Raw genomic sequence first — 13,183 nt, forward strand, 5'->3', positions numbered from 1 at the left:
CAGTGCTCCTGATTCAACTCAAGGTTGGATAAAGACATTGACCGGGAAATTCCCCAGAGCGGTGCTGATCAGCAGCTCCCTTTGGGGTGTGACTGTTGTGCTTGAAAAAAGTCCCTTCAGTTTTTCATCCCCGGCGGCGAACGGTAACGACACACGGGTATCGCCCCAATCCGACGCAGCCACCAGCGGCGTGGCACTGTTTTCCAGCAACGGCGCCGCATGGACAGGTACAACAATGATCGCTCGTTGTTGCGAGTCTTCACGCATGAAGGCCAATACTCGCTCCGCTTGCTCGCCGAGCACTTCCAGCGGCTGGTAGCGACCCTGGCGCCATAGCAGCGGATACTCGGCTCGCACGGCCAATGTCCTGGCGATCAATGCCTGTTTGATCCGGCCGTCACGCCAATCGCGAATCAACGCGGCTGGCGTGCTGTCGCCCCCTAACGCCTCGCGGCGTGCCTGGAAATCCACCGGACGGCGGTTATCCGGGTCCACCAGGCTGAAATCCCAGAACTCGTTGCCTTGGTACAGGTCCGGTACGCCGGGTACGGTCATGCGCAGCAAAGTTTGCGCCAGACTGTTGAGGGCGCCCGCCGGGGCGATGGCCTGGACCGCCTCGGCGATGGCGCTGCGCAAGGGCAACCCCTCATCGCCCAGCAGTAACCGTTCGAGGAACATCTGGGTGGCCTGCTCATAAGCGTCGTTGACCGCCGCCCAGCTGCTTTGCAGCTTGGCTTCGCGCAGGGCCTTGCGTTGCCATTGCCACAGGCGCTCGTTGTAGGCGGCCAGGGCTTTGTGGTCCTGAAGGTCGAGGTCCAACGGCCAACTGCCGAGCAGGGCCTGGTACAGAATCAGTTCATCACCAGCCGAGGGCGCCGCCGGGTCACTGTGCAGCGAAGGCGAGAGGATGCGCCATTGCTCCACGCAGGCGGTGTACCAATCGGCGCGTTCGCTGAGCACGGCCAGCCTGGCGCGGGTGTCTTCGCCGCGCTTGTGGTCGTGGGTGGCGGTGGTGATCAGGTTGTCGGGGAAATGTTCGAGTCGATCGAGGCAGGCGTGGTGGAACACTTGAGGCGGGGCGCTGAAGCGCTCGGTGTCATAGCCCACGTCATTGCGTGACAACAGCGCCGCCGAGCGATAGAGCGCGGTGTCCTCCACCGCTTTGGCGGCGGCCGGCGAGGTCAGTTGCTGGAAACGCACGCAGGCATGGCGCAGGCGTTTACGCTGGTTGCCGCGCGGACGTTGCCGCCAGGGCATCCCACCGAGCCAGCCGGCCAGGCAATCGATCACCGGCCAGTCGGCTTCGCTCAGGGTTTGCCGGGCGCCTTCCAAGGCCTGGTTGAAGAACACCTCGTCTTCGGCCGAGCGCCCCAGGGGCGTGATGTAGGTGCGATACACCGGGAAATGCACGATCAGTTCCTGCAAGGCTCGCCGAATCGCACCCAGGGTCAGGTCGCGGGTCATCACATCGTCCCGGGCCACTTGCAGGAGGGCCTGGGCAACGCTTTCGAAATCCCCGGCCAGGGAGCCATTGAGAATCTGCTGGCGAGCCAGGCGGGCTTCTTCGATGAAGTGCGCTGGCCGTTCACTGTGCTGGCTCCAGAATTCGGCGAGGGGGGCGGCACCGGCCGGGTCATGCTGCAGCAGCGAGACCTGGTTCATGAACTCGTAGCCGGTGCTGCCGTCGATGTTCCAGTCCCGCCGCAACGTCTCGCCATCGCCGAGGATCTTCTCGACGAAAATCGGCAGGTGTCGGGTCGGCGACAGCGAATCGACGCGTCTGCGCAATTTGCGGCAGTAACCGCGAGGGTCGGCAAGGCCGTCGATGTGGTCGATCCGCAGGCCGTCCACCAGGCCTTCGCCGATCAATTGAAAAATCTTGGCATGGGTCGCCTCGAATACCGCCGGACGCTCGACCCGCAGCCCACCCAGCTCGTTGACATCGAAAAAGCGCCGCCAATTGATGTCGTCCGCCGCCGTGCGCCAGCTGGCGAGCCGGTAGCTCTGGCGCTCGAGCAGTTGGTGCAGACGCTCGAAACCTTCGGGTTGAGTGGAGTCGTAGCCGTCAAGGTTGTCCTTGATGGCGGCGAGGATGCCCGCTTGCGCCGCCAGGTCCTGCAATTCTTTTTGCAACGGGCGGGCGAGGGTATGGGCATCGGTCTGGTAATTCAGCGTGGTGAAGCGCTCGGCCAGGGCCTTGAGCGATTCGGTTTGCTCGGCGGGCAAGGTTTCGGTGGGTTTGAGCAGTTCGCCGTAGTGCATCGGGCAAATCGGGAAGCGGTGTTCGTAGTGCTCCACGTAGAAGCTGCCTTGGCTGGCATCGAAGTGCAGTTGCAAGGTGCCTTCCTGCAACGCCACGCCGTAGTCGCTGCCCAAGAACGGCAGCAGCAATTGGCCTTCCATCAGTGGATCGGGGGAATGCCACTGGATGTCGAAGAACTCACCGTAGGGGCTCAGGCGACCCCATTCCAGCAAGTCCAGCCACCAGGGGTTGTCGTTGCCGCCGACGGCCATGTGATTGGACACGATGTCGAGGATCAGCCCCATACGATGTTCGCGCAAGGTCGCAACCAGGCGCTTGAGCGCGGCTTCGCCACCCAGTTCAGGGTTGACCAGGGTCGGGTCAACGACGTCGTAGCCGTGCATGGACCCGGCGCGGGCCTTGAGCAGCGGCGAGGCATACAGGTGGCTGATGCCCAGCGAGGCGAAGTACGGCACCAGGGGGATGGCGTCGTCCAGGGTGAAGCCTTTATGAAACTGCAGGCGCAATGTTGCCCGCAGGGGTTGGATCAACGTCTGTTTCATCGGTCACGCTCGTTCGCCTGAAGCCTCGCACAGGCGAGTATTTCCAGACGCCGGGCAGCGTCCGGGTGATCCAGCAACGCCTGGCTTTGCCCGGACAGGCGGCGACGCCAATTGGGGTGGGTGTCGATGGTGCCCGGCAGGTTGGCCTGCTCCTCGATCCCCAGGGCGTCTTCGAGCGGCAACAACACCAGCGGTGCGCGGGTGTGACCGAGGAAGCGCACGCTGGCATCGAGCACTTGGTCGGTCTCGCGGTGTTCTTCGCGAAAGTTCTGCGGGTCCTGGTTCAGCACGTGGCGCAGGCCTTCGCGTTCGCGCTCGCGGTGTTTGCGCCAGTCCATTTCGGTGTGGGAATCGATCAGGTCGAGCCGGGCGTTCCAGTCGATGTCGTGACCGTGCCACCAGCCATTGAGCGTCGGCAAGTCATGGGTGCTGGTGGTGGCCAGGGCATTGTCCGGCCAGTCGAGAATTGGCTTGAAGTGGGTGTTGTCCTGTTCGAACAACAGCACGCGCATGCCCAGGATCGAGCGGGCAATGAGTTTGTCCCGCAGGCCATCGGGCACGGTGCCGAGGTCTTCGCCGAGCACGATAGCCTGATGACGATGGGATTCCAGCGCCAATAGACGCAGCAGGTCGTCTACCGGGTAATAGAGGTAGGCGCCATCGCAAGGTGGAGCGTCGTTAGGGATCACCCACAGTCGTTGCAACCCCATGACATGATCGATGCGCAAGCCTCCGGCATGGGCAAAGTTGGCCCGCAGCATTTCAATGAAGGCGCGAAAGCCGTTGCGCACCAGGCCTTCCGGGGAAAACGCCGAGATGCCCCAACCTTGGCCGGAGCGGTTGAGAATGTCCGGCGGGGCGCCCACAGTCAGCGAGGCGAGCAGTTCGTCCTGCCGGCTCCAGGCCTGGCTGCCACCGCCATCGGCACCCACCGCCAGGTCGGCGATCAGACCGATGCCCATGCCGCTGGATCGGGCTGCGCTCTGGGCGCGCTCCAGGCAGCGGGCGATCAACCATTGGCAAAAAGCGTAGAAGCCGATCTCATCGGCATTTTCCTCGGCGAAATGGGCCAGGGCGGGGCTGCGCGGGTCGCGCCATTCTTCCGGCCAGTGACGCCAGTCGAGGCTTTCCCCCCGGGCGGCGCGTTCGGCCTGCAAGGCCTCGAAGCGGCAATGGTTTTCCAGGGCTTCGCCACTGGTGTGGCGGAAACTGCTGAAGTCCTCATGCAACGGATGTTCACCCTGGCTGAAACCGTCGTACAGGGCACGCAGGATTTTCTGTTTGGCCTGGGCGGCGACCGGCCAGTCGATCAGCGGCTGCTCTTCCAGGGTGCGCAGTTGATTGGTCAAGCCAGTGGCGTCGATGGCGGTGCGCAGCGCGCGTTCACCGAGGATGGTGCCCGGCGCGGCGTAAAGGCTGTTGAAAAACAGTCGGCTCGACGGTGAGTAGGGGCTGTAGCGCCCGGTGTCGCTGCTGAACATCGCGTGCATCGGGCTGATGGCAACGGCCTCGGCGCCGCGCTCGCCGGCTACCCGCGCCAGTTCCTCCAGGGCCTGGGTGTCACCGAAGCCACCGTCACCGGGGCGGCGCAGGGCATACAGTTGCGCGCTCAGGCCCCAGGCCCGGGGCGTCGGGTCGTCCACTGCATCGGCCACGCTGTAGCAGCGGGCCGGCGCGACGGCCAGGGTGAAATGCTGGTCCTGGATGCTGACATGCTGATACCCCACCGGGACCATCCCCGGCAGCTTGGCATCGGCATCGAGGTTCAAATTCAGTGTCGCACCCTCTTCGAGCTTGATTTCGCAGGGTGTCCCGGCCTCGAAGTAGCGGCTCAAGTCCAGGCTGACCCCGACGTCGGCGGTGATCAGCGGTGGCAATTGATGGTTCTGTTGAGCTTCCTGCAATTGCAGCAGGCTGGCGTCGATTTCCTGGGCGCTGCCGGCCGGATGGCCCAGGCCGGTGAGGACCGAACGCAAGACCGCCGGCGAGACTTTCTGGGCCCGGCCATTGGCATCGATCCAATCCACCGCCAGGCCCGCTCGGCCGGCGAGGATTTCCAGTTGCGCATCGCTCATAGGCGCTCTCCAGTGATGTTGGGCAAGGTTGTCGCCTGCGTCAGACTGACCAGCGCGCTGTAGGGCGCAAGGACGCCCTGTTGCAACAGACCCATGACCTGCTGCGGATGTTCGAAAAGAATGCGTGCCTCATCCGGGGCAGTGTGTTCGACGGGCTGATCGCTCAGGTTGAAGTCGATGCGCAACACGCTGCCATCGCCCAATCGCCAGCGTGCGCTGATGGCGCCATGGCCCAGCACATCGGTCCCCAGGGCCTGGGCACCGGGCAGGCGCGGGACGATCTCTTCACGGCGGATTTTCAGCAGTTGCCGATACAGCGCCTCGTTGGCCTGCTGCTCCGGGCCTTGCGATTCCAGGCTTGGGCGTGAAGCCTCGAAGGTACTGGCGGCGTTGGGGTCGGGAATGCGTTCGCGCTTCTGTGGATCGGCAAAGGCGGTGAAGGCCTTGAACTCGTTGCGTCGGCCTTCGCGCACCCGCTCTGCCAGCTCGCCGTGGTGGCTGGTAAAGAACAGGAACGGTTGTTCGGCCGCCACCTCGTCGCCCATGAACAGCAGCGGGATCATCGGTGATAACAGCAACAAGACTGTCGCTGCTTGCAGGGCCTGGGGCGCGGCGAGTTGATGCAGGCGTTCGCCCAAGGCACGGTTGCCGATCTGGTCATGGTTCTGCAGGAACAGCACGAACGCGCTCGGCGGCAAGTGGCCGCTGGGCTCGCCCCGGGCTTCGCCATGGCGATTGAGATGGCCTTGGAAGACGAAGCCCTGGCTCAGGCAACGTGCCAGTTGTTCGGTCGGCTGCTCGGCATAGTCGGCGTAGTAGGCGTCGGTCTCACCAGTCAGCAGCACGTGCAGGGCATTGTGTCCGTCGTCGTTCCACTGGGCGTCGTAGACATGCTCCAGCAGGTGGGCCTGGTTGTGTTCGTTTTCCACGGTCAGCCAGACATGCCGGATCGGGTCCACCTGCTCGCGCACCCGGGTCGCCAGTTCCTGGAGAAAGTCCGGGTCTTCAATGGCGTGTATCGCGTCCAGGCGCAGGCCGTCGAAACGGTACTCCAACAGCCACATGAGCGCGTTGTCGATAAAGAAGTCCCGCACTTCGCGGCGGCGGAAATCAATCGCCGCGCCCCAGGGCGTGTGCTTGTCTTCACGGAAGAAGCCCTTGGCATAGCGGTGCAGGTAGTTGCCGTCGGGGCCGAAGTGGTTGTAGACCACATCCAGGATGACGGACAGCCCATGGCCGTGGGCGCTGTCGATCAGATGCTTGAGCTGTTCGGGCGTGCCGTAGGAGGCCTGGGGCGCGTAGGGCAGGACGCCGTCGTAGCCCCAGTTGCGATCACCGGGAAACTGCGCCAACGGCATCAGTTCGATGGCGGTGATGCCCAGCCCGGCCAGGCGTGCCAGATGCTGTTCGACGCCATCGAAACCACCCAGGGCGCCCACGTGCAATTCGTAGATGACGGCTTCGTGCCAGGGGCGACCGGACCATTGGGTGTGTCGCCATGAGTAGGCATGCGGGTCGACCACCACGCTGTGGCGGTCGATGTCGCCGGCCTGGGCGCGCGAGGCCGGGTCCGGCACCTCCAGCTCGCCATCGATGTTGTAGCGGTAGCGGGTGCCGGCGGGGCAACGGGTCTGGATCATGAACCAGCCGTCGGCTTGGGGCAGTAGCGGTATTGAATCTCCAGTGTCGAGCTCGACACTGACAAAAAATGCATCCGGGGCCCAGAGGGCGAAGCGGGTGTGCCCTTCGTCCAGCATGACCGCCCCGTGGGTCCATGTCTCAGGCGTCCTTGACGTCATTGTTACCTCATTGTCTGGCCGATTTTCCCAGTGACTTAGCCACCAGCTGTTCGTAGAGTTCGGCATAGGGTTCCACGGCCTTGCACCAGTTGAACGGCGCCGACATGGCCCGGCAGCGCATGGCGTTGAGCAGGTCGGGGAATTCGAAGACCTTGAAGGCCCGGCTCAAGGCCTGTTTGTAGCTTTCCACGGTGGACTCATCGAACAGGAAACCGGTGATGCCATCTTCGATGGTGTCCGCCAACCCTCCGGTATTGCGCGCCACCGGCAGCGAACCGAAGCGCTGGGCGTACATCTGGCTCAAGCCGCAGGGCTCGTAGCGCGACGGCATGAGCAGGAAGTCGCTGCCGGCGAACATCCGCCGTGCATCGGTTTCGTTGAAGCCGATACGCACACCGATGCGTCCGGGGAAACGCAGGGCCAGTTCGCGCATGGCCTGTTCTTCCTCCGGTTCGCCACGGCCGATGATGGCGATCTGGCCGCCGGACTCGACGATGAACTCGGCGACCGCTTCGGTCAGGTCCAGGCCTTTCTGGTAGACCAGGCGCGAAACCACGGCGAACAGCGGGCCAGTGGAGTCGTCGAGGCCAAAGAGTTCGCGCACATGGGACGCGTTGACTGCCTTGCCTTCCCAGTCGCCCATGGCGAACTGACGGAACAGGTGGGTGTCGGTGGCCGAGTCCCAGCTTTCATCGATACCGTTGGGAATGCCGCTGAGCAAGCCTTGTTGGGTCTTGGCAGCGAGGAAGCCGTCGAGCCCGCAGCCAAACGCCGGAGTGGTGATCTCCTGGGCATAGGTGGCACTGACGGTGGTGATATGGCTGGAGTACGCCATCCCGGCCTTGAGAAACGACAGTTTGCCGTAGAACTCCATGCCTTCCTGTTGCAGGGCGTGCTCGGGGATGCCCAGTTCCGGGCAGGACGCCAGGCTGACGACGCCCTGGTAGGCCAGGTTGTGAATGGTAAACAGGGTCGGGGTGCGTTGCCCGCGCCAGTGCATATAGGCCGGCGCCAGCCCGGCTGGCCAGTCGTGGGCGTGGACCAGGTCCGGGCACCAATGGATCTGCGCGAGGTTGGCGGCAATGTCGGCCGCGGCCAGGCCCAGGCGAGCGAAGCGAATGTGGTTGTCGGGCCAGTCGCGACCGTTGTTGGCTCCGTAGGGGGAGCCTTCGCGGGCAAAGAGTTCCGGGCAGATCAGGACGTAGATCACCAGGCCGTCGGCCATGTCCATGCGCCCGATCTTGCAGGGCGGCAGTGCTGCGTGGCCGCCCAGTTCGCCGATGATGTGGATCGGATTGCCGCTGTTCATCACTTGCGGATAACCGGGGATCAGCACCCGGACATCATGCAGCCCGGCCATGGCCCGGGGCAGTGCGGAGGAGACGTCGCCCAGGCCGCCGGTCTTTACCAGGTCGGCGATTTCCGAGGTAACGAATAATACTTTCTTGCGGTTGGGATTCTGTCGAACGACGGGGAGCAGTGCCTTGCCGCCGGTGGCCAGCACCGGTGCCGTTGGCGATTCGGCCGCGGGCGGTAATTGAGAACGAACTTGTTGTGGTTCCAAGGCAGCACTGATCATAAATATCTCCCATTTTCTCGATCTGTTTCCGGCAAGCGCCAGAGCTGTTGTTTCATTGGCCAAATCCTGCGGCCAGGCGCACAAGCGCTACGCAAGGAAAGCGAACGGCTACCCAATGCGGCGAAGCGAATCAGCTGAAGGAGCTGTTGCAATGACTAGTGCAAGGACTGCACCAGTCGCGGTTGCCCTACCTCTAACCTGACCTGTCGCCGTTGCGAAAAGTTTCGACTTTTTTTCGTCTGGATGACCGGTTGGTTTTCCCCCCGGTTAGGCAGTCTAGGTCAGAACGTAGAGCGGTGCGGCTCGGTTCGTCGCATTGTCCGACAATCACGGTTTTTGTCGGCAATCTCTTACATGACAAAGGGGGATACGCACCGACGAAGTGCAGTTTTCTGAAAAGAAAAATGTGTATGGGGAGGGGGCTGTTTCATTGGCGTGCGCGATGGAATGGCGTGGTGCACCATTGGGGAGCGGGCAGCGTGGAGGCGTTTTGATGGCATTTATAGGCACTGCAAACACGCTATTTTTGTGAAGGCGTTGTCCTGGGTATTCGGGTAGGCTTCAGCCTGCTGGCGTCAGTAACCGGATCGGCTGGCCCGCCGCCCAGGCCAGCAGGTCTTCGATCATCAGCGAATAGAACCGCTGGTAATTCTGTCGGCTGACATAGCCCACATGCGGCGTGGCCAGTACGTTATCCAGGGTTCGGAACGGATGGGCGGCGGGCAAAGGTTCCTGGGCGAATACGTCCAGGGCGGCGCCGGCCAGGCGCTTGTGCTGCAGCGCGTTGATCAGGGCGGTTTCATCGACGATCGGCCCGCGGGAGGTGTTGACCAGCAGCGCCTCGGGTTTCATCCAGGCCAGGGCCTGGGCATCCACCAGGCCGCGGGTGCGTTCGCCGAGCACCAGGTGGATCGAAAGAATATCGGACTGCTCGAACAATGCCTGTTTGCTCACATACGTCACGCCCACTTCGGCGGCGCGCTCGGCGCTGAGGTTCTGGCTCCAGGCGATGACCCGCATGCCAAACACCTGGCCAAACTGCGCCACCCGCGTACCGATGCTGCCCAAGCCGAGGATCGCCAGCGTCTTGCCGTGCAGGTCGCCGCCCAAGCCTTGCTGCCACAGGCCGGCGCGCAGGGCGTTGGCTTCCTGCATCAGGTTGCGGGTCAGGGCCATGATCAGCGCCCAGGTCAATTCAGGCGTGGCGTGCTTGTAGCTGTCGGTGCCGCATACCTGGATACCCAGCTCAGCGGCAGCCTTCAGGTCCAGGGCGGCATTGCGCATGCCGCCCGTGAGCAACAGCTTCAGATTGGGCAAGCGACGCAGCAGGCCTTCGTCGAACAATGTGCGTTCACGCATCACGCAGATCACCTCGAAGCGCTGCAAGCGCTCGGCGAGGGTGTCGCGGTCAGCGGGATAGTCATGGAGAAACGTCACCTGGCCGACGCTGTCCAGCACCGACCAGTCCACGACGTCACGTGCCACATCTTGCCAATCGTCTATGACTGCTATTTGCACCGCCATGGAACACCTCGTCAGGGAATGGGTTTGTCCAGCCAGCTCAACAGGGCCTTGTGGAACCGATCCGGCTCTTCCATCTGTGGGGCATGCCCCAGATTGGGGAACTCCACCAGCGTCGAGCTGGGAATCAGCCGGGCGGCTTGCTTGCCCAATACCTCGTAGTGGCCCAGCTTGGCCTTGACCGCCGGCGGCGCGATGTCGCTGCCGATGGCGGTGGTGTCCGAGGTGCCGATCAGCAGCAGGGTGGGTACCGTCAAGTCCTTGAATTCGTAATAGACCGGTTGGGTGAAGATCATGTCGTAGATCAGCGCCGAGTTCCACGCCACTTGCGTATGACCCGGGCCCTTGTTCAAGCCGGCGAGCATGTCTACCCAGCGCTCGAACTCAGGTTTCCAGCGGCCTGCGTAATAGGTCGTGCGCTCGTAGTTGCGAATACCCTCGGCGTTGACTTTCAGCTCCCGCGCGTACCATTGGTCCACGGTGCGATAGGGTACGCCCAAGGCTTTCCAGTCTTCCAGGCCAATGGGGTTGACCATCGCCAGGCGTTCGACCTCGTCGGGAAACTGCAAGGCGTAGCGGGTGGCGAGCATGCCGCCGGTGGAGTGACCGAGGATGACGGCTTTCTGTACGCCGAGGGCCTTGAGCAAGGCCTGGGTGTTGCTCGCCAGTTGCTGGAAGCTGTACTGGTAATGCTCGGGTTTACTCGATGTGCAGAAACCGATCTGGTCCGCCGCGATGACCCGGTATCCGGCTTCGCTGAGCACTTTGATCGAATCGCCCCAGGTGGCGGCGCAGAAATTCTTGCCATGCATCAGCACCACTGTGCGGCCATTGACCTTGCCTTGGGCCGGCACGTCCATGTAGCCCATCTGCAACGACTGGCCCTGGGACTGGAAGGCGAAGCGCTTGAGGGTGTAGGGGTATTCGAAGCCCTCCAACAGCGCTCCGTAGGCCGGGCCTTCGGGTGGGGTGGCGGCCAGGGCGAACAGGGGCAGGGCGGCGGTGAGGAACAGGCTGGGCAACCAGCGCGCGGGGGTACGGGGCATGGTCAATCTCCTTGTGGCCGCCGCCGATCCTGGCGCGACCCGATTATGGCGACATTAACCACAGGCAACCGAACAGCCCGAACGTTCAGTCCATCCATCCCAGTGTCGCCAGGGCCAGAACGCCATAGCGCAGGCCCTTGGCAAGGCTCACGAGCAGCAGGAAACGCCGCCACGGTTCGCCCATTACCCCGGCCACCAAGGTCAACGGATCACCGATGATCGGCAGCCAGCTGAGCAGCAGTGACCAGTGGCCGAAGCGTTGGTAATGCACGCGAGCCTTGTCCAGGTGGGCCGGGCTGACCGGAAACCAGCGCCGATCCTTGAAGTGCTCCAGCCGCGTGCCCAGCCACCAGTTCACCAGCGAGCCCAGGACATTGCCGAGCGTGGCAACGGCCAGCAACAGCCAGACCAGATGGCGCTCGCTGAGCAACAAGCCGACCAACACCGCCTCCGATTGCAACGGCAACAAGGTTGCCGCGCCGAAAGCCGCCAGGAACAAGCCGATATAGGCTTCGCCCATTAGTGGGCCGGGTAATCCGCCACTACGGTTTGGGTCCCGTCTTTCTTCAAACCGATGACTTGGTAGGCATCGCTCATACCGTCCATTTCCATGCCGGGCGAGCCCATGGGCATGCCCGGCGCGGCGACACCGAGCAGGTCATCGCGCTTGCTCAGCGCCAGCACCTGGTCGGCCGGGACATGGCCTTCGACGAATTTGCCGTTGATCTCGGCGGTGTGGCAGGAACGCAGGTTCGGCGCCACGCCCAGGCGCTGCTTGACCGAACTCATGTCGGCTTCGACATGGTCGTTGACCTTGAAGCCGTTTGCTTGCAGATGCGAGATCCACTTTTTGCAGCAGCCGCAATTGGCATCGCGGTGCACATCGATGGTGACTGGTTCGGCGGCCTGGGCCAGGGTGGTCATGAACAGGGCGCTCAAGGCGAGCAGGTGCAGGGGATGGGCCATGGAGGAGGTCTCGTGTCGAACGGTTTGGAGGGAGGATAACAGAGTAGCGAGCGCGAGCTGACGGGGGGCTGAAGCGGGGATTACAGAATTGTCAGGTTGCAAGGGCGAATAACGTCCTTTGGGAGCTTGCTCGTGATGGCGGTGACGCTGCTTCAGGGGAAGGCAAGGCGCGATAAAACCAGTGTTGCATAAGGTTGGCGAGGGAGTTTGCTCCCACGCCAAAAAGACAGTTAGCGGGGCATGTCGAAGCCCGGGCCGCCACGGTGATCAGGTCGATCCCCATGGCCGCGGTCGTGGGGGAAAAACAGGCAGCCACTCAGGGTCAGGGTGGACAACAAGGCAAGCAATAGGCTGATACGACGAAACATACATAATTCCTCATGATTAACCGCCGCGGTTGCGCGAATACGCTCCTTCGGCTGTACCATGGGACCCCGTTGGCAGCCCGCCATTCCCGCAATACGGTATGGACTTGGCAAGCCTTCGGATACAGAGCGGATACATTCAGGAAATTGGTAATGACTCATTCACAACGTTTGAAATACTCGATTCTGATCGTCCTCGTCGTCCTGGCAATCATGCTGGGGCTGTCGTGGATGCAGGGCAAGGGCATGATCAGCGAGCAGCTGTTTCAATACATCGCCATCGCCGTGGCGGTCATCGTGGTGGTGATCAACGGCGTGATGCGGCGCAAGGTCAAGTCCTGAGCGCCGGCTTCATTCCTCGGCCTTGAGCACGGCCATCGCACTGGGGTGCAGGCGGTAGCTTTTATCCGGGTTGAGGGTGACGACGCCCTCGCTGCACAGGCGCTTCAACACCTCACGCACGCTGAGAAAGGACAATGGAATGTCCAGCCCCAATAACTGGCTGTGCACCCCGCGCACGCCCAGGCTGCGGTTTTCCTGGGCGGCCTTGAGCAGCGCGTCGATGACTTTGAGACGAATCAGGCTGGTCCTGAGCCCGAAGCTCTTGAGCAAGCGTCTGATGTGGTCATTGCCGCCTCGCTCTGCCGGCCTGTCGAATACACGGTGGGGGGCGCTCAGCGAGACGCCGGTCGCCCTTGGCTTGCCCTCCATGGGCAGTTGCGCGTTACGCATGCAAAAACTCCTTACCAGCCTGATCAGAAAAGGTCACGGATACTCTCCTGTAATAGGACGAACGAGGACGCACAATCATGAGGACCATGATGTGAAAAAAATGCCCTTGCTGCGTCAAACCCCCATATTCAAAAGGCTGCCAGCCATTAATTTTTTTTCATCCGGTTCGTTTTCAAGGGAGGCACATTCCGGTTCAGCAAGCGGCATGTGATTTCCCAGGCGGGTCGAGTGTTTGTCTTCTGTCGCACCGGTGGCCGTCCTGGTTTCTGAAGTTTTATCAGGAGTGAATGTGAGA

At 62.5% G+C, this 13,183-nt stretch carries 11 protein-coding genes; 1 reads left to right on the forward strand and 10 read right to left on the reverse strand.

Annotated elements, in window-relative coordinates; genetic code table 11:
* Positions 1-18: 18 nt before the first annotated feature.
* The 9 genes from TK06_RS05415 to TK06_RS32685 form a co-directional block, all read right to left on the reverse strand.
* On the reverse strand, positions 19-2,805 hold the full coding sequence (locus TK06_RS05415) for a malto-oligosyltrehalose synthase (protein WP_063321169.1): 2,787 nt from the start codon (positions 2,803-2,805) through the stop codon (positions 19-21).
* A complete protein-coding gene (gene malQ / locus TK06_RS05420) occupies positions 2,802-4,880 on the reverse strand; it encodes a 4-alpha-glucanotransferase (RefSeq protein ID WP_063321170.1) in 2,079 nt (692 codons plus the stop codon). Before malQ ends, TK06_RS05415 begins: the two co-directional genes overlap by 4 nt.
* Positions 4,877-6,679, reverse strand: a complete 1,803-nt coding sequence (treZ, locus tag TK06_RS05425) for a malto-oligosyltrehalose trehalohydrolase (protein WP_063321171.1) — start codon at positions 6,677-6,679, stop codon at positions 4,877-4,879. Before treZ ends, malQ begins: the two co-directional genes overlap by 4 nt.
* A 7-nt stretch (positions 6,680-6,686) precedes the next feature.
* Positions 6,687-8,258 (reverse strand): glycogen synthase GlgA, encoded by a 1,572-nt coding sequence (glgA, locus tag TK06_RS05430; protein ID WP_063321172.1) that lies wholly within the window; start codon positions 8,256-8,258, stop codon positions 6,687-6,689.
* Between the two features lie 561 nt (positions 8,259-8,819).
* Positions 8,820-9,782, reverse strand: a complete 963-nt coding sequence (locus TK06_RS05435; protein WP_063321173.1) for a D-2-hydroxyacid dehydrogenase family protein — start codon at positions 9,780-9,782, stop codon at positions 8,820-8,822.
* A gap of 11 nt (positions 9,783-9,793) precedes the next feature.
* Positions 9,794-10,825: an alpha/beta fold hydrolase gene (locus TK06_RS05440; protein WP_063321174.1), complete on the reverse strand. Its 1,032-nt coding sequence runs from the start codon at positions 10,823-10,825 to the stop codon at positions 9,794-9,796.
* 85 nt (positions 10,826-10,910) lie between these two features.
* A complete protein-coding gene (locus TK06_RS05445) occupies positions 10,911-11,345 on the reverse strand; it encodes a YqaA family protein (RefSeq protein ID WP_057450667.1) in 435 nt (144 codons plus the stop codon).
* Positions 11,345-11,791 carry a DUF411 domain-containing protein gene (locus TK06_RS05450; protein WP_057450668.1) on the reverse strand — a complete coding sequence of 149 codons (447 nt, stop codon included), beginning with the start codon at positions 11,789-11,791 and terminating at the stop codon, positions 11,345-11,347. The genes TK06_RS05445 and TK06_RS05450 overlap by 1 nt, the downstream gene beginning before the upstream one ends.
* 230 nt (positions 11,792-12,021) lie before the next feature.
* A complete protein-coding gene (locus tag TK06_RS32685; RefSeq protein WP_014338251.1) occupies positions 12,022-12,159 on the reverse strand; it encodes a hypothetical protein in 138 nt (45 codons plus the stop codon).
* Between the two features lie 150 nt (positions 12,160-12,309).
* Here TK06_RS32685 and TK06_RS05455 point away from each other — a divergent pair, with 150 nt between their 5' ends.
* Entirely contained in the window at positions 12,310-12,498 is a 189-nt protein-coding gene (locus TK06_RS05455) for a hypothetical protein (protein WP_003202135.1), read from the forward strand.
* Between the two features lie 9 nt (positions 12,499-12,507).
* Here TK06_RS05455 and TK06_RS05460 read toward each other — a convergent pair whose 3' ends face one another.
* The gene (locus TK06_RS05460) at positions 12,508-12,888 is read right to left on the reverse strand and encodes a hypothetical protein (protein WP_063321175.1); all 381 of its coding nucleotides are present in this window, start codon (positions 12,886-12,888) and stop codon (positions 12,508-12,510) included.
* Positions 12,889-13,183 lie beyond the last annotated feature (295 nt).

The sequence above is a fragment of the Pseudomonas fluorescens genome (genome assembly GCF_001623525.1).
In the GTDB taxonomy this organism is placed as follows: domain Bacteria; phylum Pseudomonadota; class Gammaproteobacteria; order Pseudomonadales; family Pseudomonadaceae; genus Aquipseudomonas; species Aquipseudomonas fluorescens_Q.

Excerpts from the sequence above, each read along its gene's own strand:
- TK06_RS05415 (WP_063321169.1), bottom strand. The coding sequence starts at position 2,805 with ATGAAACAGACGTTGATCCAACCCCTGCGGGCAACATTGCGCCTGCAG.
- malQ (WP_063321170.1), bottom strand. The coding sequence starts at position 4,880 with ATGAGCGATGCGCAACTGGAAATCCTCGCCGGCCGAGCGGGCCTGGCG.
- treZ (WP_063321171.1), bottom strand. The coding sequence starts at position 6,679 with ATGACGTCAAGGACGCCTGAGACATGGACCCACGGGGCGGTCATGCTG.
- glgA (WP_063321172.1), bottom strand. The coding sequence starts at position 8,258 with ATGATCAGTGCTGCCTTGGAACCACAACAAGTTCGTTCTCAATTACCG.
- TK06_RS05435 (WP_063321173.1), bottom strand. The coding sequence starts at position 9,782 with ATGGCGGTGCAAATAGCAGTCATAGACGATTGGCAAGATGTGGCACGT.
- TK06_RS05440 (WP_063321174.1), bottom strand. The coding sequence starts at position 10,825 with ATGCCCCGTACCCCCGCGCGCTGGTTGCCCAGCCTGTTCCTCACCGCC.
- TK06_RS05445 (WP_057450667.1), bottom strand. The coding sequence starts at position 11,345 with ATGGGCGAAGCCTATATCGGCTTGTTCCTGGCGGCTTTCGGCGCGGCA.
- TK06_RS05450 (WP_057450668.1), bottom strand. The coding sequence starts at position 11,791 with ATGGCCCATCCCCTGCACCTGCTCGCCTTGAGCGCCCTGTTCATGACC.
- TK06_RS32685 (WP_014338251.1), bottom strand. The coding sequence starts at position 12,159 with ATGTTTCGTCGTATCAGCCTATTGCTTGCCTTGTTGTCCACCCTGACC.
- TK06_RS05455 (WP_003202135.1), top strand. The coding sequence starts at position 12,310 with ATGACTCATTCACAACGTTTGAAATACTCGATTCTGATCGTCCTCGTC.
- TK06_RS05460 (WP_063321175.1), bottom strand. The coding sequence starts at position 12,888 with ATGCGTAACGCGCAACTGCCCATGGAGGGCAAGCCAAGGGCGACCGGC.